The sequence below is a fragment of the Isoptericola sp. NPDC019571 genome, assembly GCF_044389385.1.
In the GTDB taxonomy this organism is placed as follows: domain Bacteria; phylum Actinomycetota; class Actinomycetes; order Actinomycetales; family Cellulomonadaceae; genus Isoptericola; species Isoptericola nanjingensis.
Genome location: NZ_JBIRXZ010000002.1, coordinates 277690 through 297104 on the forward strand (window position 1 = coordinate 277690; position 19415 = coordinate 297104).

Below are 19415 nucleotides of genomic sequence, written 5' to 3' on the forward strand. Positions count from 1 at the left end.
CATGACGGGATCGACGGGCGGCGCGACGGCGGAGATCGGTGGGCAGGTCGAGCGGCAGGTCGACGTCGTGCGGCGGTTCAACCGCAGCTACACGCAGCGCGTCGGCGCGCTCGAGGACTCGTTCCTGGGCACCGGGATGCCGCTGGGCACCGCCCGCCTCCTGTTCGAGATCGGCACCGAGCCGGGCACGACCCGGGACCTGCGTGCCCGGCTCGGCCTGGACTCCGGGTACCTCAGCCGCCTGCTGCGACGCCTGGAGTCCGACGGGCTCGTCGCCGTCGTCCCCGACGCCGACGACCTGCGGCGCCGCCGCGTCGACCTCACCGCCGCTGGCCGGCGTGCCTGGGACGACCTGGAGCGCCGGTCGGTGGACCGGGCCCGCGACCTCGTCGCGCCGCTCACCGCCCGGCAGCGCGCCCGCCTCGCCGCCGCCCTGGCGGAGGCCGACCTGCTGGTGCGGGCCGCCACGGTGACGCTCGAGCGCGTGGACCCGGCGTCCGACCTCGCCCGGCGGGCCGTCGCGGCCTACGTGGCCGAGCTCGACGAGCGGTTCCCCGGCGGGTTCGACCCAGGCCCCCGGCCCGCGGCGGGCGAGCCCGACGCCGAGGACGCGCGCCTCACGCCGCCGTCGGGCGCGTTCGTCGTCGCGACGAGCGACGGCGAGCCCGTCGCGTGCGGCGGCGTGCGGACGCTGTCGGACGGCGGCGGCGACGGCGGCGACGGCGACGGCGCGGCCGGGGGCGTGGGGGAGATCAAGCGGATGTGGGTGCACCCCGGCTGGCGGGGCGCCGGGCTCGGCTCCCGGCTGCTGCGCCACCTCGAGGGCGTGAGTCGTGACCTCGGCCACCGGGAGGTACGGCTCGACACGAACGGGACGCTCACCGAGGCGGTCGCGATGTACGAGCGGGCCGGCTACCGGCGCATCGCCCGGTACAACGACAACCCGTACGCCGAGCACTTCTTCGCCAAGCGGCTGGGCTGAGCGGCCGGCCTGAGCGGCTGGGCCCGGTACCACGTACCTGGTCGTCAGCCGGGGATAGGGTCGGAACCATGGCTGCGAACCCCGACCTGACCATCGGCTATGCCGCGATGCTCGAGCAGTTCCACCCCACCGACGTCGTCGAGTACTCGGCCTACGCGGAGGAGCACGGCTTCTCCGGCGTCATGGCCGCCGACCACTTCCAGCCGTGGGTGCCGCAGCAGGGCGAGGCGGCCTTCGTGTGGAACGTGCTGACGGCGCTCGGCGAGCGCACCCGCGGCGACCTGGGCCCCGGCGTCACCGCGCCGACGTTCCGCTGGCACCCGGCGATGGTCGCGCAGGCGTCGGCCACGCTCGCCGCGATGTACCCCGGCAGGCACTGGCTCGGCCTGGGGTCCGGCGAGGCGCTTAACGAGCACGTCGTGGCCGGCTACTGGCCCGAGGCCCCCGAGCGGATCAACCGCATGTTCGAGGCCATCGACATCATCAAGAAGCTCTTCGCGTCCGGCATCGACGGCAAGGACGTCAAGCACTCCGGGCAGTACTACAAGATGGAGTCCACGCGGCTGTGGACCATGCCCGAGGTGCCGCCGGAGATCCTCGTCGCCACGGCCGGCCCGATCACCGCCAAGCGCGCCGGCAGGCACGCCGACGGACTCATCACCGTCGGGGCGCCGCTGGAGAAGATCGAGATGCTGTTCGGCAAGTTCGACGACGGCGTGCGCGAGTCCGGTCGTGACCCGCAGGGGATGCCCAAGGTGCTGCAGGTGCACATGTCGTGGGCGGAGACCGACGAGGAGGCGCTCGCGAACGCGATGACCGAGTGGCCCAACGGCGGCATGAAGTTCCCCAAGGCCGACATCCGCTCGCCGCACGACTTCGCCCAGATGGCGAAGCTGGTGCGTCCTGAGGACTTCGAGGGGCGCATGGTCATCAGCGCCGACCCGGACGAGCACCGTGCGGCCATCCAGAAGTACGTCGACCTCGGCTTCGACCGGATCTACCTGCACAACGTGGGACGCAACCAGAAGGAATGGATCGAGGTCTTCGGCCGCGAGGTGCTCCCGAAGCTGGCGCGGTGAGCGCTCGGCTCACCGTCTGGGCGCCCGGCGGGTTCCCGGAGGTGCGGCCCGGCGACGACCTGGCGCGGCTGGTGGGCGACGCCCTGGCCGCCGACGGCGCGGCGTCGGGGGACCCTCTCGCCGAGGGTGACGTCGTCGTCGTGACCTCCAAGATCGTCTCGAAGGCCGAGGGGCGCGTGGTGCGCGCCGCCGACCGCGAGCAGGCGATCACCGACGAGACCGTGCGCGTGGTCGCGACCCGCGCGCGGCCCGACGGGCAGCCGCCCCTGCGCATCGTCGAGAACCGGCTGGGCCTGGTGATGGCCGCCGCCGGCGTCGACGCCTCCAACACCCCCGACGGCACGGTGCTCCTGCTGCCCGAGGACCCGGACGCCTCGGCGCGCGCGCTGCGGGCCGCCCTGCGCGCGCGGCTCGGGCTGGACCGGCTCGGCGTCGTCGTCACCGACACCGCCGGGCGGACCTGGCGCGACGGGCTCACCGACATCGCGATCGGCGCCGCGGGCGTGGACGTCGTCGACGACCTGCGCGGCGGGGTCGACGCGCACGGGCGCCCGCTGTCGGTCACGGTGACCGCCGTCGCCGACGAGGTCGCCGCCGCGTCCGAGCTGGTGCGCGGCAAGGCCGAGGGCCGACCCGTCGCGGTGGTGCGCGGCCTCGCGCGGCACGTCCGCGCGGGGGAGGGCCCGGAGGCCGACGGCCCCGGCGCCCGCTCGCTGGTGCGCCCCAGCGCCGACGACCTGTTCCGCGAGGGCAGCGCCGAGGCCTACGCGCGCGGGGTCGCCGACGGGGCCCGCACCGACCCCGCGAGGTAGTACAGAACCCCGTGAGGTAGTACAGAACCCCGTGAGGTAGTACGGAACCCCGTGAGGTAGTACGGAACCTCGTGAGGTAGTACGGAACGCCGCGAGGTAGTACCGGACCCCGCGGGGTCCGGATTCCGCTCGCCCGGGACCGTTGGTGTCGCCTACCGTGCCGACATGCCTGCGCCCGAGACCTCCCTGCCCGCGGACTGGATCGAGCACCGCCGCCCCGACGACCGTGAGGCGCTGGGCTGGCTGCGCCCCGAGGGCGACGGCTGGGTGGCCGTGTCGCTCCTCGGCCGCGACGTGAGCGGGCCGCTCGACTGGACCGACGCCGAGGAGGCCCTCGAGTCGACCGGCCTGTCGTGGATGGCCGACGTCTGGACGCTCGAGCGCGACGGCGGCGAGCCGCTGCGCGTGAGGCTCGTCGAGGTCACGCCCGACCACGTGGTCGTGCAGACCGACGACTTCGGCGCGATCGACGTCGCCGTCGAGCGCTTCGAGCTGCCGTGGCCGGCCCCGGCGGCGCTGCGCCCCCGCCGCGAGGGAGACCCCGACGGGCGGGTGCTCTTCGCCCGCTGAGGCGCCCCGGGCGGCCGGCCCGTGGGGGCTCAGCCGGCGTCGGTCGTGCCCTCGTAGAGGCCGATCCGGTTGCCGTCAGGGTCCTCCAGAATCGCCCACCAGCTGGTGGGGCTGATCTCGGACTTCTCCATGAGCACCGTGCCGCCCAGGTCGCGCGCGCGGGCGAGCGCCTCGTCGATGGAGTCGACCTCGACGTAGCTGCGCGGCTGCTCGAAGCCCTCCCCGCGCGGCGCCAGCCCGCCCCCGCTGATCTGGTTGGGCGCCCGCCACATGGGGTAGTCCTCGAACCCCGGCGGTGCCTCGATCTGCCAGCCGAACAGGCCGGAGTAGAAGCCCTTGGCGCGCTCCTTGTCCGTCACCGGGATGTCGATGTGCGTGATGTCGCCGTGAGCCATCGTCGTGCTCCTCGCTCGTCCGTGCGGTGGGTCACCACGCTAGTCCCGGCCCGGCGGCCGGCAGGGCGGGTGCCGGGGGCAAGGATCCTCGGCGCGTCGACTGGTAGACGCCGTCGCATGTCGTGATACTCGGTCTCGGCGTTCACCGTCGAACGCTTGCGGACACAACAAGGGAGTTGTCATGCGCCTCGCACGTCGCACTCGCCGGACCGCCCTCGCCGCGGCCTCCGCCGCCGTCGGCATCGTCGCCACCGTCGGCCTCGTCGCCACCGCCGCGCCCGCCGGGGCGGCGCCGGACCCGCTGCGGTACGTCGCCCTCGGCGACTCGTACTCCGCCGGGTCGGGCATCCTGCCGCCCGATCCCGACGCCCCGCTCGCCTGCCTGCGCACGACCCTGAACTACCCCCACTTCGTCGCGGACCGGCTGGGCGCGGACCTCGTCGACGTCACCTGCGGCGCCGCGCAGACGGCGGACCTCACCGAGCGCCAGTACCCCCGCGTCGCGCCGCAGCTCGACGCCGTCACCGAGGACGCCGACCTCGTCACGCTCACCATCGGCGGCAACGACAACAGCACGTTCATCGGCGCGCTGCTGGCCTGCGGCTCGGCCGGAGCCCTCACGGCCGGGCGCGGCAACCCGTGCGAGCGCACCTACGGCGACCGGTTCACGAGCCAGGTCGAGGAGTCCACGTACCCGGCCGTCCGGAAGGCACTCGAGGACATCATGGCCCGGGCCCCGCACGCCGAGGTCGCGATCCTCGGCTACCCGTGGATCGTGCCCGAGGAGAAGGGGTGCTTCGCCAAGCTTCCCGTCGCGGCCGGCGACGTGCCCTACCTGCGCGACCTGCAGGCCACGCTCAACGGCGTCATCGAGCGGGCCGCCGACGAGACGGGGGCGACGTTCGTCGACCTCGCGGAGCGTAGCGAGGGCCGCGACGCCTGCGCCCCGGCCGGGGAGCGCTGGGTGGAGCCGCTGCTGTTCGGCACGAACGTGGTGCCGGTGCACCCGAACGCGCGCGGCGAGAGCGCGATGGCGGACGCGGCCCTGGACGCGCTGGGCTACTGACCGTCCGGGGCGGCCGGGGACCCCTCCGCGGGCGGCGCGACCGGTGTCGGCGTGCCGCCCGTGATCCGCACCAGCTCGTCGTAGGACGTGGGGAACACGGTCTTCGCGTGCCCCGCCGCGGCCCACACGACGTCGTGGACACGCAGGTCGACGTCGACCAGCGTGCGCACCGGCGCAGGATGGCCCACGGGCGCGACGCCGCCGATCACCTGGCCGGTGGCGTCGCGCACCGTCTCCTTGCTCGCGCGCGCCAGGCGGCCGCCGAGCCGGGCGCCGAGGAACGCGGTGTCGACGCGGTGCGCGCCGCTGGTCATGACGAGCACGGGCTCGTCGTCGAGCGTGAAGAGCAGCGAGTTCGCGATCGCGCCGACCGGGACGCCGAGCGCCTCGGCGGCGAGCGCGGCCGTGGTGGCGTGGTCGTCGAGCCACCGGATCTCGCCGCGGGCCCCGGCCGCGTCCAGCGAGGCGCGGACGCGGTCGACGGCGGGGTGGGAGGGCGCGGCGTCCGGACCCGCCGCGACGGCGGTCGTCGTGGGCGTCGCGGCCGGCACTGCCTGGCCGGCCGCGTCGGGGCGCTCGTCGTCGGGCGTGACGTCGTCCCCGGAGAGCCAGCGGAGCCATACGGTGCGCGAATCGCCCTCGAGGACGAGCGCGCGCACCAGCAGGGTGAGCGGGATGGCGAGGATCGCGCCGAGCGGGCCGATGACGAACGTCCAGAAGACGACCGACATGAAGCTCAGCGTGAGGCTGAGGCTCACGGCGTCGGAGACGAACTTGGGCTGCACCAGCACCTGGAGCACCACGTTGACGACGCAGTAGACCGCCGCGACGGCCAGGGCCAGGGGCCATCCGCCGACGACGAACGCCATGACGAGCGGCGGGACCAGGCCCAGCACGAACCCGATGTTCGGGATGAAGTTGGTGACGAACGCGAGGATCGCCCACACGACGGGGGCGGGGACGCCGAGCAGCGCGAGGGCGAAGCCGTCGACGATCGCGACGACGGCGCCGAAGGTCGCGTTGACCACGAAGTAGCGGCGCACACCGGTGCTGAACCGCGTCGCACGGCCGATCTGCTCCGCGTGCGTGGCGCCGAAGACGCGGGACGCGGTCGCGTACCGGGCAGCGTCGGCGGCCATGAAGATGGAGTACGCGAGCACGAAGAAGAACGCCGTCGCGATCGACAGGACCATGCCGCTCACGCTGCCCGCCAGGGACAGCAGGCGAGAGGGCTCCAGGAACGACGTCGCCGCGTCCGTGACCTGCGTGTCGAGGCCGAGCTCGGCCAACTGCGCGGCGATCTGGCTCACCGACTGCTCGAGGTCGCGGAAGTACTCGGTCACCAGGTCGGCGAACTGGAAGCCGGCGAAGACGAGCATCGCGAGCAGGGCCGCGAGGATGAGGTATGCGACGACGATCACGGCCGTGGTCGCCGCCCAGCGCGGCCAGCCCCGGGCCTCCAGCGGGCGGCGCACCGGGTGGCAGATGATGACGATCACCGCGGCGAGGAACACGGGCGACAGGACGTCCCGCGCCCAGTACATGCCTGCGAGGACCAGCACGGCACCGCCGAGGGCCAGCAGGGTGCGGGTCGCGGGGTTGAGGCCGCCGGGGCCGGTGGTCGGGCTGCCGGGCGCAGTGGTCGCGGTCGAGGTCACCCCGCGACCCTAGCGACCGCGACCGGCGGCGGCGCGTGCGACCACGCGGCTGCGGCCCTCAGGCGCGGCCCCGCTCAGATCCAGCGCTTCCACCGGAAGACGGCGAAGAGCGCGACGCTCACGCTGAGCATGGCGACGAGGGCCGCCGGGTAGCCCCAGGCCCAGTGCAGCTCGGGCATGTCGTCGAAGTTCATCCCGTAGACGGTCCCGACCAGGGTCGGGGCGAAGAGGATGGCCGCCCAGCCGGAGATCTTCTTGACCTCCTCGCCCTGGCGGATGCTCACCTCGGTGAGGTGCGTCATCTCCTCGTTCTGCCGCTGGGCCACGAGGGTGGCGTTGACGGTGAGGATGTCGCGCAGGGCGGCGCGGAACGACTCGACGCGGTCCGCGACCTCGGTGAGGTGGTCGGCGACGTCGCGCAGGTACGCCTGCATCTCCTCGGTGACGCCGTACTTCTCCGCGCCCTTGGCGAGCGAGCCGCACACGCGCTGCAGCGGGCGCACCGCGCGCTGGAACTCGACCACCTCGCGCGAGAGCTCGTAGATGCGCCGGGACACGGCCGCGTCGCCCCCGAACACCTCGGACTCGATCTCGTCGATGTCGCCGTCGAGGCCGGCCACGACGGGCGCGTAGTCGTCGACGACGCGGTCCACGATCGCGTACAGCACCGACTCCGGCCCGCGGGCCAGCATGGCCGGGTGCGCCTCGAGGTGGGTGCGCACGCCCGACAGGTCGGGGCACGCGCCGTGCCGCACCGTGACGACGAAGTCGGGGCCCACGAAGACGTGCAGCTCGGAGAACTCCACCTCCTCCGCGTGGTCGAGGTACCGCGCGGCGTGCAGGACGACGAACAGCGTGTCGCCGTAGCGCTCGATCTTGGGCCGCTGGTGCGCGACGATCGCGTCCTCGACGGCCAGCGGGTGCAGGTCGAACTCGCGCGCCAGCTGGGCGAGCTCGTTCTCGTCGGGCCGCTCGAGACCGATCCACGCCATGCCGCCGGGGTGGGCGCGCAGCTCGCGGAACGTGTCGGCGAGGCGCGTGAAGCTCGCGACCCGGCGGCCGTCGGCGTCGTACAGGGCGGACTCGACGATCGACGAGCGGCCGGGCACGTCGCGGCGCGCCGTGGCCGCGTCGGGGCGGGCGCTGCCGAGCTGGCCGCCGGCGCCGGAGGCCGGGGTGGCGCGGCGCGGGCGCAGCGCGCCGAGCAGGGGACGGGTGCGGGTCGTGCGGGCGGCGGACGCGCGGGCAGAGGTGACGGACATGGCGGACTCCGAGCGTGCAGGGCGTGCAGGGACGAGGACGTCGGTCCCGCGACTGCGGCTGGGGCGCCCCGGACGTCGGGGCACTCGGAGGATCGGCGGCGCAGGGTCAGGAGCGCGTGCGCCGCGGCCGCCCGGCGTCGTGGCCGGGCGGGGAGCCGTCAGTCGCGGCTCGGACTACTGGGAGGCTCGCTACGGGTCATGTGGCGCGCACCTCCCTCGTCGTCCTGCGGCGGTCGCCGCGGCTGCTCAGGCCGTCGGCCAGCATAGCCCCGACCGGGCGGCCGGGCCACGACCAGGAGGCGCCCGGCGGGGTGATCTCCGCGACGTGCAGGGCGTGGCCGCCCGGCGTCCGGTCAGCGTCGCGGGTCGACGACGACCATCCCGTCGCGCGGGGTGCCCGCCAGACCGGGGAGGAGCCGCGCGCCCTCGTCCAGGCCGACGACGCGGTCGACGAGGTCGGCGGGGCGCAGCGTGCCGTCGGCGACCCGCGCCAGCATCTCCGGGTAGTCGGCGGCGGCCATCCCGTGGCTGCCGAGCACGTCCAGCTCCCAGCCGATCACGCGGGACATCGGCACGCGGGGGTGGCCGTCGACGGGCGGCAGCAGGCCGACCTGCACGTGCCGCCCGCGGCGGCGCAGGCTGCCGATCGCGTCGGCGCACGTGCGCTCGCTGCCGACGGCGTCGACGCTCACGTGGCAGCCGCCGGTGAGGTCCTGCACCGCGGCGGCGACGTCGACGTCCCCGTCGGCGCGGACCGTGTGCGCGGCCCCGGCCCGGCGCGCGGACTCGAGCGCGCCGTCGTGCCGGTCGACGGCCACCACCCGCGCGCCGAGCGCGGCCGCGACCATGACGGCGCTGAGGCCCACGCCGCCCGCCCCGACCACGACCACCCGCTCGTCCGGGCGCACGCGGGCCCGGCCCGCGACGGCGCGGTACGCGGTGGCGAACCGGCACCCGAGGCTCGCTGCGGTGGCGTCGTCCACGTCGTCCGGCAGGGCGACGAGGTTGGTGTCGGCGGCGTGCAGGACGACGAGCTCCGCGAACGACCCGGCGTGCGTGAACCCCGGCTGGGTCTGGTCGGGGCAGACCTGCGCCTGCCCGGAGCGGCACCAGCCGCAGCGCCCGCAGCCGCACACGAACGGCGACGTCACGCGGTCGCCCACGCTCCAGCGCGTGACGCCGTCGCCCACCGCCGTGACGACCCCGGCGAGCTCGTGGCCCGGCACGTGGGGGAGGGCGGTGATGTCGGTGTCGTGGCCTGCCCACGCGTGCCAGTCGCTCAGGCACAGGCCGCTCGCGTGGACGCGCACCACGACGCCGCCGGGCGGCGCCGCGGGGTCGGGCACCTCGCGGACCGTGACGGGGCCGCCGAACCGGTCGAACGTCATCGCGCGCACGGGGCGATCCAACCATCGATCCACCAGGCGGTCGGGCCGCCGTCCAGGCGGCGGTCGACGTGAGACGGCGCGTATCACGATTGGGACACGGCGCGCGGGCGCCGCTAGCGTGCCCGGGTGACCCAGACCCGGTCGCGGGCGACGTCGCTCGCGTGCTCCCTGTTCCTGCTCGTCCTGGCCGCGCTCGCCGTCTGGTCGGTGCTGCCGCCGTCCCCGCGGTCGGCGGACGCCGCCGCGGACGAGTTCAGCGCCGGGCGCGCCTTCGCGACCGTCGAGGCGGTCGGCGGGGAGGTGCACCCGCACGGCACGGCCGCCGCGGCCGCCGTCCGCGACACGATCGTGGCGGACCTCGAGGAGCTCGGGCTCGACCCGGAGGTGACCGACGGCGTCGGCATGTCCGGGCGCCTGGGCGACCAGAGTCGCGTCGCGGCCACGAAGAACGTCGTCGCCACGATCCCGGGGACCGACTCGACAGGACCGGTCTTCCTCGTCGCGCACTACGACTCCGCCGAGGTGTCGCACGGCGCCAACGACGACGGCGCCGGCGTCGCGACGCTCCTGGAGACGGCCCGCGCGCTCGGGGAGGGCGAGCCGCTGCGCAACGACCTCGTCCTCGTGTTCACCGACGCGGAGGAGGCGTGCCTGTGCGGTGCGGAGGCGTTCGCGCACGCCGACCCGCGCGCCGCGGACGGGGGAGTCGTGGTCAACGTCGAGGCCCGCGGCTCGTCGGGCCCGGCGATCATGTTCGAGACCTCGGACGGCAACGCGGCCCTCGTCGACGCGTACTCCCACGTGCCGTACCCCGTGGGCAGCTCGATGGCGGTCGAGGTCTACCGGATCCTGCCGAACGACACCGACTTCTCCCCGTTCCTCGACGACCCGGAGGGGCGCTTCACCGGGCTGAACTCGGCGTACATCGACGGGTCCGCCACCTACCACGCGCCGCAGGACACGCCCGAGCGGATGTCGACGGCGAGCCTGCAGCACCACGGCGCCAACATGCTGGCCCTGGCGCGCGAGCTCGGCGACGCCGACGCGGCGACGCTCGCCACGCCGTCGGCCGACGACGCCACCTACTTCCCGCTGCCGGGCGGGGTGCTCGCGCGCTACCCGGGCCGGCTGGTGTGGCCCCTCGCCGTCGCCGCCGTGCTCGCGGTCGGCGCGCTCGCCGTGGCAGTCGCCCGCCGGCGCGAGGTGCGGGGCGAGCGGACCACCGCCGGCGCCCTCGCCCTGGGCTTCGCGTCCGCGCTGCTCCCGCTCGCGGGCGCCGTCGTCGGGTCGATCGTCCTGTGGTGGGTCATGGGCCTGGTGCGGCCCGGGTACGACGAGATGCTCGACCCGTGGCGCCCGTGGGGCTTCCGCGTCGCCCTGCTCGGCATCGTCGCGACGGTGTGGACCGCCTGGTTCCTCGGGCTGCGCCGGTCGCTCGGCGGGGTGGCGCTCGCCGTCGGGGCGCTCGGCTGGCTCGCCGTCCTCGGCGTCGTGCTCGCCGCCGTCACGCCCGGCGGCTCCTACCTTGCCGCGCTGCCGGCGCTCGCGGGCGCCGTCGCCGGGCTCCTCACGCTGCGGGTGGCGCGCGGCGTCGTGGGCCGCCGGGTGGTCGTGACCCTGGGTGCGGCCGTGGGCGTCGTCCTGCTGGTGCCCATCGTGCTGCTGTTCTTCCCGGCGCTGGGCCTCGCGACGGGCGCCGCGCCCGCGGTCGTCGCCGCGCTGCTCGCGCTGGTGCTCACCCCCGTCCTCGCGGTGCTGTGGCCCCGCGGCCGGCGCCGCGCGCTCGGGCTGGTGGGCGGGTGCGCGGCGGTGGGCGTCGTCGCGCTCGTCGTCGGCTTCGTCGTCGACCCGTTCGACGCCGAGCACCCCGAGCCCACCCGGCTCGCGTACGCGCTGGACGCCGACACGGGCTCGGCGCACTGGGTCTCCGACGAGGGCACCCCGAGCGACTGGACCGCGCAGTTCGTGGACACCGAGACCGACCTGTCCGAGCCGTTCCCGATGTTCGACGGCGAGGTGCACGCCGGCGACGCCGAGGCGGCCGACCTGCCCGCCCCCGTCGTGGACGTCGAGGACGCCGAGCCCGCGGGGGACGCGCGCGTCCTCACGCTGCGCGTGACCCCGGGCGAGGGGGCGCCGATCGGCACCGCCGGCGCCCTGCGCTACGTGCAGCTCAACGCCGCCGGCGTGGAGAGCGCCACGGTGGCGGGCCGCGAGGTCCCGGTCGGCGGCGGCGCCCTCGACACCCGCTTCTACGCCCCGGGCGACGACGGCTTCGAGGTGACGCTCACCGTGCCGGCCGGGCAGCCGCTGGACCTGCGGGTCGTCGCCGCCGGCGGCGGGCTGGAGGGCCTGCCCGGGTTCGTCGAGCGGCCCACCGGCGTCGGCGTGGCCGGGTCGCACACCTCCGAGCTGGTGCTGGTCGGGACGTCGGTCTCGCTCTGACAAGTGTCAGCGGGCGGTCGCCGCGCCGTCGTCCGGCGGCTCCGGCCGGTCGACGGCGTCAGCCAGCTGCCGCGGCGCCTGGAGGCAGTAGGAGTCGGTGAGCAGCTCCGCCATCTCGTCCCAGTCGGTGGCGTCGTCCAGGACGACTCCGACGACGTTGGCGCCCCAGCCGGCGCGGAAGTACGGGTGGCCGAGGTGCTCGAACGCCCGGACCTCCTGCGGCTCGGCGCGGAACGTCACGCGGAAGAGCTGGTCCTCGCCGCCGAAGACGTGCGCCACCGTGGCCTGGCGCACCCGCCACCGGACGCCGGTCCAGGCGTCCTCCTCGGCGCACTCCGGGAACTCGAGCAGCCCGCGCAGCCGAGCGACGAGCGCGAGCGGGACGTCGGGGCGGTCGGGCATGCCCCGAATCTCGCACGGCCCACCGACAGCGCCGGGTCGAGCCACGCGAGGACCGGAGGCCGGCTTCGGACGGGCGGAAGCGCGCCGGGGTTCAGCCCAGCCGGGCGCTGAGCACCAGCTCCTCGCCGACGTCGAGGCGCACGTCCGCGAGGCGGACCCCGGGCGGCAGCGCGGCGGCGAGGTCGACGCGGCGGTTCGCCGCCGCCTCGACGCGGCCGCGGACGGCGCCGAGCATCGCGGCGACGAGCGGGTTGCCGCTGGAGATGCGCACGTCGCCGACGGTCAGCACCATCGCCGCGTCGACCGACGCCGACGCCGTGGCGGAGACGCCGGCGGACAGGAACCCCTTGCGGACCTTCGCCTCGATCCGGACGCCCGCCGCGCGGGGGCCGTGCGACTCGAGGTGCACGTCCAGGTCGCTCAGCGTGATGCCCTGGGACTGCAGCGAGACGGCGAGCAGGCCGTGCACGGTCGCGACCAGGCCCGCGCGGGAGACGGCGACGCGGGCGTGCCCGGTCACCGGGTGCGCGTCGTCGGGCTCGACCGGCTCGAACCCGACCTGGCCGTCGACGCCCTCGACCCAGGTGAACCGCAGCCCCTCGGCCTCGGCGGTGACGTCCACGGGCAGGTCGACGGCGGTGAGCGGGTGGGCGTCGACGCGCAGGCGGCGCACGGTGCCGTCCTCGCGCGCGGTGATCGCGCCGGGCTGCCACACGGCGCCAGGCGCCTTCTGCTGGGCGCCGAACGCCACGCCGGTGAGGTCCGCGTCGAGCGACGTGACGTCCGCGCCGTCCAGCGTCGCGGTGAGGTGCGCCCGGTCCAGGCCGGTCACGCCCGCCCCGGCCGCCCTGGTCGCGAGGGCGCGGAGCCGGTCGGCGAGGTCCTCGCCGGTGGCGGGTCGCGGGGCAGGGCCGAGCGGCAGGGGGTGCGCTGAGGTCATGCGGCGAGCCTAGTGGTCGGCCGTCAGAGGGGACGCGGAGCCGAGGCCGACGAGCGTCCGGTTGCCCCACCCGTCGTCGTGGGTGAGGTGGGTGATCGCACCCGGCGACGTGGCGAAGGTGGCGAAGCCCGCCGCCTCGACGGGGAATGAACTCGCCGCGCGGCGAGCCGTGCGTGCGGTCGACGACGCGCGGCGGCGGTGTGTTCCGCGTGCGGACGGGTGACGACGAACAGGTGGCGGCGACTCGTGCGGCCGTCCTGCCCGTCGTACCGTGCGCGCGAGTCGGTCAGGGGGTCGACGCCAGCAGGTCGGCGTCGATGGACGCGGCGGCGAGCTGCCCGGCCGCCATCGCCGCGGTCACGGAGCTCACGGGCATGGGGAAGTCGGCGGTGTGGGCCAGGTCCCCGGCGGCGAGGACCCCCGGGAGGCTCGTGCGGGCCACGGCGTCGACGGCCACGCAGCCGGACTCGCGCAGCTCGAGGCCGAGCCGGGCGGCGAACGGCGCCGCCTGGTGCAGCGTCGGGGCGACCATGATCCCGCCGAGGTCCTCGGCATCGCCGTCCAGCACGGCCCGTGCGCCCCGGTGCCCGCCGGGGAGGGTCAGCGGCTCCAGGCGGAGCACCTTCTCGGGCCGGACGGCGACGCCGCGGGCGTCGAGCGCCGCGCGGACCTCCGGGTCGACGTCCGCGCCGTCGGCGAGCACGACGACGCGGCTCGCGATCCGCCCCAGCAGCCCCGCGACGCGCGGCGCGTGCGGGCCGGCGCCCAGGATCGCCACGGGCGTGCCGGAGAACTCGTGGCCGTGGCAGTACGGGCAGTGCGCCGCGACCGTGCCGAACAGCTGCTCCAGCCCGGGCGTCGGGGGCAGTTCGTCGCGCACGCCGGTGGCCAGCAGCAACCGTCGGCCGGCGACGTCGCCGGCGTCGGTGCGCACGACGAACCCGTCGGCGGGCGACGCGGGGTCGAGCGGGGCGACGTCGTGGGCGGCGGCGCGCCGCAGCTCGACCGTGTCGTACGCGGCCAGCGTGCGGTGCGCGGCGGCGCGGAACTCGGCGGGGGCGGCGCCGTCGAACCCGATCACGTTGTGCATCGCGTCGGTGGGGTCGTTGCGGTAGGTGCCGGAGTCGAGCACGACGACGTCGCGGTGGGTGCGGCCGAGCATCAGCGCGGCCGCGAGGCCGGCAGGCCCGGCGCCGACGATCACGGCGTCGTGCAGGTCGTGGCGGGTGGTGTCGCTCATGGCGTCTCCTTCGGGTCGGGTTGCGTGCTGACCCCAGGCTGTGACTTCATGTCAACATGAAGTCAAGCGGGGTGGCGGAACGGACCTGGAGCGTGGGCGAGCTGGCGGAGCGGTTCGGCCTGGAGACGCACGTGCTGCGGTACTGGGAGGACGTCGGCCTGCTCGCCCCAGCCCGCGACGGCGCGGGGCGGCGGCGCTACGGGGCCGACGACGTGGTGCGGGTGGCGACGATCCTCAGCTCCAAGGTCGCGGGCATGAGCCTCGAGCAGATCCAGGTGCTGCTCGACGCCGGGTCCACCGGGCGGGGCGCGCGCGACCGGCACGAGGTGCTCACCGCGCACCTGGCCGAGCTCGACCGGCGCCAGGCGGAGATCGACCGTTCCCGGCACATGACGGAGCACGCCCTGTCGTGCCAGGCGCACGACATCGCCGCGTGCCCGCGGTTCCGCGAGCACGTGCAGGACCTCGTCGACGGCTCCCGCACCTGGCGCGACGTCCACCCGGCGCGCCTCGTCCCCGCGGGCCGGGCATGAGCGGCGCGCGGCCGGGCCCCCGCGAGCTCGGCGTCGTCGTCGGCGACCTGCCGACCGGCCCGGCGAACGCGATCACCGACGTCGCGGGCGTGCGCGTCGGGCACGCGACCCTGCACGAGGGCGAGCGCCTGCACACGGGCGTGACCGCCGTCGTCCCCGACGCGCTGGGCGCCGGGCCGGGGCAGCGGCGCGCGCTCCCGTGCGGGCTGTTCGTGGGCAACGGGTACGGCAAGCTCGTGGGCGCGACGCAGCTCGAGCAGCTCGGCGCGATCGAGACGCCGATCCTGCTCACCGCGACGCTCTCGGCGTTCCGCGCCGCCGACGCGCTTGTCACCCACGTGCTGGCGTGGCCCGGCTACGAGGACGTGCGCACCCTCAACCCCGTCGTCGGCGAGACGAACGACGGCTACCTGTCCGACATCCGCGCCCGGCCGGTCACGGAGGAGCACGTGCTCGCCGCGCTCGACGGCGCGACGTCGGGCCCGGTGGAGCAGGGCTGCGTCGGCGCCGGGGCGGGGACCGCCGCGCTCGGCTACAAGGGCGGCGTCGGGACGTCGTCACGGCGGGTCGACGTGGCGGGGACCGTACGCACCGTGGGCGTGCTGGTGCAGTCGAACTTCTCCGGCACGCTCACCGTCCGGGGCGTGCCGCTGCCTGCGGTGGATCTTCTCGGCACGGAGCCGATCTCCTCGGCTGCTCCTCCTGCCGAAAGGATCGACGTCGTGCCGAAGGGATCCGGCCTCGCGGAGGGCAACTCCTGCATGATCGTCGTGACGACGGACGCCCCGCTGGACGCCAGGCGGTTGGAGCGGGTGGCGCGTCGCGCGGTGTTCGCCATGGGCCGCGTCGGCTCCGACTTCGCGCACGGCAGCGGCGACTACGGCCTCGCGCTCACGACGGCGGACCCCGCCGACCCGCTCGTACCCGACGACGCTCTCGACCCGCTGTTCGCCGCCACGACGGACGCCGTCGAGGAGGCGCTGCTCGCGTCGGTCTTCACGGCCACGACGACCGTCGGCCACCGCGGGACCCGGCACGCGCTGCCGCACGACCGCGCGCTCGAACGGCTGCGCGCCGCCGGGTGGTCGCCGGGGCGAACGGCCCGTGACGGGGCGGGACATCGGGCGTAGCGTCGAGGACGGCGAGGGGAGCGCCACGTCCCGACCCGGCCGCCGCGCCGAGCCCGACCGTCCGTGCAACGACGCACACCTCGGGAGGGGTCCCCATGCGCACCCCACGCATCATCGCCGTCCTGCTGTCCACCCTGCTCGCTGCGACCACGGTCGCTACCGCCGCCGCGACCCCGTCGCACCATGACCATCACCACGGCCACCACCACGGCAACCACCACGTCCATCACCACGCCGACCCGTCGCTCCTGGCCACCGGGCTGTCCGGCGGCGCCGGCTCCACCATCGGCCCCGACGGGGCCCTCTACGTCACCGAACCGGTCTCCGGCGAGGTCTCCCGGATCGACCGCCGCACCGGCGCCGCCTCGACCTTCGTCTCGGGGCTGCCCCCTCAGCAGCCGGGGACGCCCGGCGGCGCGCTCGACGTCGCGTTCCGCGGCCGCACCGCCTACGTCCTCGTGTCGCTCGCCGACCCGCAGGTCTCGGGGCTGTACCGGGTCGGACGGGACGGCGTCCCGCGCCCCGTCGCCGACCTCGGCGCGTGGTCCATCGCCCACCCGCCGAAGACCGACTTCTTCGTGCCCATCGGCCTGCAGTTCGCCATGGAGCCGTACCGCAGGGGCTTCCTCGTCACCGACGGCCACCACAACCGCGTGCTGTACGTGACGCCGGACGGCTCGATCACACAGGTCCGCGCGTTCGGCAACGTCGTGCCGACCGGTCTGGAGACCGTCGGCCGGACCGTCCTCATGGCCGAGGCCGGCCCGGTGCCCCACCTGCCGAGCGAGGGCAAGGTCGTCGCCTTCACCCCGTGGCGGCACGGCGTCCATCAGATCACCTCCGGCGGGCGGCTGCTCGTCGACGTCGAGACGGGCCGGGGCGGGCTGTACGCGCTCGCGCAGGGCCACTTCACCCCGGGCAGCCCCGAGGGGTCGCCCGCCGACCCGGACACCGGCCAGGTGATGAAGGCCGGTCGGCACGGCGTCCTGCGAGCGGTGGCGACCGGCCTCGACCGGCCGACGTCCTTCGAGATCGTGGGACGCACGGCCTACGTCGTCACCCTCGACGGGGAGGTGTGGACGGTGCCGCTCTCGCACGGGCACCACGGCCGCTGAGCCGGCGGCCCCGCCGGCCGAGCGGGGCCTCAGCCCTGCTTGGCCGCCTTCGCCGCCGCCTTCTGCGCCTTCTTGAAGGTCCGCACCTCGGCGAGCGACTCCGCGCTGGTGACGTCCGCGATCGAACGCCGCGAGCCCGCGTCGCCGTAGTGCCCCGCCGCCTCCTGCCAGCCGTCCGGCCGGATCCCGCGCTGCTTGCCGAGCAGGGCGAGGAAGATCTTGGCCTTCTGCTCGCCGAACCCCGGCAGCGCCCTCAGGCGGGCGAGCACCTCGGCGCCGGTGGCCTGCCCCTCGGCGCCGGGCGTCGTCCAGAGCTTCGCGACGTCGCCGTCGTAGTCGTCCACGATCGCCCGCGCCAGCGCCTGCACGCGGCCCGCCATCGACCGCCCGTACCGGTGGATGGCCGGGGGAGTGGTGGCGAGGGTGACGAACTCGTCCGGGTCGGCGTCCGCCACGGCGTGCGGGTCGATGCTGCCCAGCCGGTCGCGGATCTTGCGCGGGCCCGCGAACGCGTGCTCCATCGGGTACTGCTGGTCGAGCAGCATGCCCACGAGCAGCGCGAACATGTCGTCGCTCAGCAGCGTGTCCGTCTCGGGGTCGCCGGTGATCCAGAGTGTCGTCGACATGGGCTCATTCTCCACCCGCGGGTACGGTCGGGGGCATGTCTCGTGGCCAGCACGTCATCGCCGGTTCGCTCGCCGGGCTGCTCGGCGCCGCCGGCGCCCTGCACCTGGTCCGCCCGGCCGTCTTCGAGGGGCTGATCCCGCGCGGGCTCGGTTCGCCGCGCGCGTGGGTCTACGGCAGCGGGGTCGCCGAGCTGGCGTGCGCGGCGGCCGTCGCCGTCCCGGCCACGCGGAGGGTCGGCGGGCTCGCCTCTGCGGCCCTGTTCGTCGCCGTCTTCCCGGGCAACGTGAAGATGGCGATGGACTCCCACCCCGGCTACCGCTCGTGGGCACGCAACCCGGCGATCGCATGGGCCAGGCTGCCCCTGCAGGTGCCGCTGGTCGCCTGGGCGTCCAAGGTGGCGCGGGATGCCGGGGGTCGTGAAGGCTAGCCCTCAGGCATCGCGACGCCGGACGGCGACGACCGCGGCGCACCCGGCGAGCACGGGCGAACCCGCGGTGGCGATCCCGGCCGCGGTGCTCCGCCAGAGCGCGCCGATGCCCAGGGAGAGCGCCGCGACGGCCACCAGGGAGTCGACCGTGCCCCCCAGGGCGAGCAGCACCGTCGTCGCCGCGACGACGGCCAGCTTCGCCCGCAGACCGGCAGCGGCGGGCACGACGACTCCGTCGGCGGCCCGGACGGCGACCGCGCTGAAGGCCGGGACGGCGGCCGACGCCGTCGAGCTCGTCAGCCGCGCCCTGGCGCGCTGACAGGCCAGCGGCTCAGCCGCCCGACGAGGAACGACTCGATGCCGATCAGCCCCGACGCCGCGCCGACGAAGCCGCCCAGCATCCCGCGGGCGCCGTCGGCGTCGATGACGCGCAGCTGGTCCGCGCGATAGTCGGTCCCCTTGCGGGTGAGGCGGTACGAGCCCGCCGCGCGCACGTTGCGGCACCAGTCCACGTCCGCGCCCCAGGGCAGCGGCGTGAGCACGAGGATGTCGCGGTACTCGCCGATCTCGACGGGGTCCCCGGCCCGCGCCACCCGGGTGTCGATGGGCGCCCGGGCGGCGAACGCGACCACGGGCGTGTGGTACTCGCGGCCGCTCTTGCGGCCCACGTGGTGCAGCGTGACCCACGGCGGCACCCGCGAGCTGACCTTGAGAGCGTACGGGTTGAAGCGCTTGGTGGCGGCGACGACGGCGGGCGGTGCGGGCATGGCTCCATCCTGCTGCGCGGGGGGAGGTTCCGCTGGTTGGATGGGCCCATGGATCTCTGGGACGTGCTCCTCGTGCTGACCGTGCTGGTCACCGGCCTCGCGGGCGGGGTGTTCGCGGCGTTCTCGACCTTCGTCATGCCGGGGCTGCGCAGGCTCGACCCCGCGGCCGCGGCCGCCGCGATCGCGGCGATCAACGAGGACGCCGTCCGGCCCCCGTTCATGACCCTGTTCGGTGCGGCCGTGGTCGTGCCGGCCGGCTCGGCGGTGGTCGGCCTCGTCGGCGGGTACGACGGCGCGTGGCTGGTCGTGGCGAGCGCCGTGCTGGTGGTCGTGGGCATGCTCGGGGTGACGGCGGCGGGCAACGTGCCGCTGAACAACCACGTCATGGCGCACCGGGACGCCGCCGGGTGGGCCGCCTTCGACCGGCCCTGGAGCCGGCTCAACCACGTGCGGACCGTCACCTGCGCCGCGGCGTGCGCGCTCGCGGGCGTGGCGCTGGCGCTGGCATGACCGCGGGACGACGGCTCGGACGACCGTACCGACAGGAGGCGCACGCATGAGGATCAGGGACCCGCGG

21 protein-coding genes and 1 pseudogene are annotated in these 19415 nt (G+C 75.5%); 11 read left to right on the forward strand and 11 right to left on the reverse strand.

Translation table 11 applies throughout. The annotated features are described in order from the left end of the window. Position 1 precedes the first annotated feature (1 nt). From ACH443_RS04595 to ACH443_RS04610, 4 genes are all read left to right on the forward strand, one after another. Positions 2-982, forward strand: coding sequence for a GNAT family N-acetyltransferase (locus ACH443_RS04595; protein ID WP_430589587.1), 981 nt, complete (start codon positions 2-4; stop codon positions 980-982). Positions 983-1050: 68 nt separating this feature from the next. After that, positions 1051-2061 (forward strand): TIGR03557 family F420-dependent LLM class oxidoreductase, encoded by a 1011-nt coding sequence (locus ACH443_RS04600; RefSeq protein WP_429762351.1) that lies wholly within the window; start codon positions 1051-1053, stop codon positions 2059-2061. Beyond that, positions 2013-2873 carry a coenzyme F420-0:L-glutamate ligase gene (gene cofE / locus ACH443_RS04605; RefSeq protein ID WP_430555799.1) on the forward strand — a complete coding sequence of 287 codons (861 nt, stop codon included), beginning with the start codon at positions 2013-2015 and terminating at the stop codon, positions 2871-2873. Before ACH443_RS04600 ends, cofE begins: the two co-directional genes overlap by 49 nt. Before the next feature lie 165 nt (positions 2874-3038). After that, positions 3039-3443, forward strand: coding sequence for a hypothetical protein (locus ACH443_RS04610; protein WP_430555800.1), 405 nt, complete (start codon positions 3039-3041; stop codon positions 3441-3443). A gap of 29 nt (positions 3444-3472) precedes the next feature. Here the strand turns inward: ACH443_RS04610 and ACH443_RS04615 are convergent, their stop codons facing one another. Continuing rightward, positions 3473-3838, reverse strand: coding sequence for a VOC family protein (locus ACH443_RS04615; protein ID WP_430589588.1), 366 nt, complete (start codon positions 3836-3838; stop codon positions 3473-3475). A 181-nt stretch (positions 3839-4019) separates the two neighbouring features. On the opposite strand from ACH443_RS04615, the gene ACH443_RS04620 reads away from it, so the two are divergent. Next, positions 4020-4904, forward strand: a complete 885-nt coding sequence (locus ACH443_RS04620; protein ID WP_430555802.1) for an SGNH/GDSL hydrolase family protein — start codon at positions 4020-4022, stop codon at positions 4902-4904. On the opposite strand, the gene ACH443_RS04625 is transcribed toward ACH443_RS04620, so the two are convergent. From ACH443_RS04625 to ACH443_RS04640, 4 genes and pseudogenes are all read right to left on the reverse strand, one after another. Further along, complete coding sequence (locus ACH443_RS04625) at positions 4898-5365, reverse strand: YbaK/EbsC family protein (RefSeq protein ID WP_430555886.1); 468 nt, start codon at positions 5363-5365, stop codon at positions 4898-4900. The two genes, ACH443_RS04620 and ACH443_RS04625, sit on opposite strands and share 7 nt — an antisense overlap. A 243-nt stretch (positions 5366-5608) precedes the next feature. Continuing rightward, positions 5609-6448: pseudogene (locus tag ACH443_RS04630) on the reverse strand (AI-2E family transporter); the annotation flags it as partial. Between the two features lie 188 nt (positions 6449-6636). Next, complete coding sequence (gene corA / locus ACH443_RS04635) at positions 6637-7824, reverse strand: magnesium/cobalt transporter CorA (RefSeq protein WP_429762346.1); 1188 nt, start codon at positions 7822-7824, stop codon at positions 6637-6639. A 353-nt stretch (positions 7825-8177) separates the two neighbouring features. Further along, complete coding sequence (locus ACH443_RS04640) at positions 8178-9221, reverse strand: alcohol dehydrogenase catalytic domain-containing protein (RefSeq protein WP_430589589.1); 1044 nt, start codon at positions 9219-9221, stop codon at positions 8178-8180. A 117-nt stretch (positions 9222-9338) separates the two neighbouring features. Between ACH443_RS04640 and ACH443_RS04645 the strand changes: the two genes are divergently transcribed. Beyond that, a complete protein-coding gene (locus ACH443_RS04645; protein WP_430589590.1) occupies positions 9339-11657 on the forward strand; it encodes a M28 family peptidase in 2319 nt (772 codons plus the stop codon). A gap of 6 nt (positions 11658-11663) precedes the next feature. Here ACH443_RS04645 and ACH443_RS04650 read toward each other — a convergent pair whose 3' ends face one another. The 3 genes from ACH443_RS04650 to ACH443_RS04660 form a co-directional block, all read right to left on the reverse strand. Then, the gene (locus ACH443_RS04650; RefSeq protein WP_430589591.1) at positions 11664-12059 is read right to left on the reverse strand and encodes an MmcQ/YjbR family DNA-binding protein; all 396 of its coding nucleotides are present in this window, start codon (positions 12057-12059) and stop codon (positions 11664-11666) included. Between the two features lie 91 nt (positions 12060-12150). After that, on the reverse strand, positions 12151-12999 hold the full coding sequence (locus ACH443_RS04655) for a hypothetical protein (RefSeq protein WP_430589592.1): 849 nt from the start codon (positions 12997-12999) through the stop codon (positions 12151-12153). A gap of 286 nt (positions 13000-13285) precedes the next feature. Then, entirely contained in the window at positions 13286-14239 is a 954-nt protein-coding gene (locus ACH443_RS04660) for an FAD-dependent oxidoreductase (RefSeq protein ID WP_430589593.1), read from the reverse strand. Between the two features lie 56 nt (positions 14240-14295). On the opposite strand from ACH443_RS04660, the gene ACH443_RS04665 reads away from it, so the two are divergent. From ACH443_RS04665 to ACH443_RS04675, 3 genes are all read left to right on the forward strand, one after another. Beyond that, positions 14296-14772: a MerR family transcriptional regulator gene (locus tag ACH443_RS04665; protein ID WP_429762340.1), complete on the forward strand. Its 477-nt coding sequence runs from the start codon at positions 14296-14298 to the stop codon at positions 14770-14772. Then, entirely contained in the window at positions 14769-15902 is a 1134-nt protein-coding gene (locus tag ACH443_RS04670; RefSeq protein ID WP_430589594.1) for a P1 family peptidase, read from the forward strand. The genes ACH443_RS04665 and ACH443_RS04670 overlap by 4 nt, the downstream gene beginning before the upstream one ends. 95 nt (positions 15903-15997) lie before the next feature. Then, entirely contained in the window at positions 15998-17017 is a 1020-nt protein-coding gene (locus ACH443_RS04675; RefSeq protein ID WP_430589595.1) for a ScyD/ScyE family protein, read from the forward strand. Between the two features lie 29 nt (positions 17018-17046). On the opposite strand, the gene ACH443_RS04680 is transcribed toward ACH443_RS04675, so the two are convergent. Further along, positions 17047-17643: an HhH-GPD-type base excision DNA repair protein gene (locus tag ACH443_RS04680; RefSeq protein ID WP_430589596.1), complete on the reverse strand. Its 597-nt coding sequence runs from the start codon at positions 17641-17643 to the stop codon at positions 17047-17049. Between the two features lie 35 nt (positions 17644-17678). Between ACH443_RS04680 and ACH443_RS04685 the strand changes: the two genes are divergently transcribed. Beyond that, positions 17679-18071 carry a hypothetical protein gene (locus ACH443_RS04685; RefSeq protein ID WP_430589597.1) on the forward strand — a complete coding sequence of 131 codons (393 nt, stop codon included), beginning with the start codon at positions 17679-17681 and terminating at the stop codon, positions 18069-18071. 3 nt (positions 18072-18074) lie between these two features. Here the strand turns inward: ACH443_RS04685 and ACH443_RS04690 are convergent, their stop codons facing one another. Both ACH443_RS04690 and ACH443_RS04695 read right to left on the reverse strand, forming a co-directional pair. Continuing rightward, entirely contained in the window at positions 18075-18296 is a 222-nt protein-coding gene (locus ACH443_RS04690) for a hypothetical protein (RefSeq protein ID WP_430589598.1), read from the reverse strand. A 71-nt stretch (positions 18297-18367) separates the two neighbouring features. After that, positions 18368-18838 (reverse strand): hypothetical protein, encoded by a 471-nt coding sequence (locus ACH443_RS04695; protein ID WP_429762334.1) that lies wholly within the window; start codon positions 18836-18838, stop codon positions 18368-18370. A gap of 48 nt (positions 18839-18886) precedes the next feature. Between ACH443_RS04695 and ACH443_RS04700 the strand changes: the two genes are divergently transcribed. Then, positions 18887-19348, forward strand: a complete 462-nt coding sequence (locus ACH443_RS04700; protein ID WP_429762333.1) for an anthrone oxygenase family protein — start codon at positions 18887-18889, stop codon at positions 19346-19348. Positions 19349-19415: the final 67 nt, after the last annotated feature.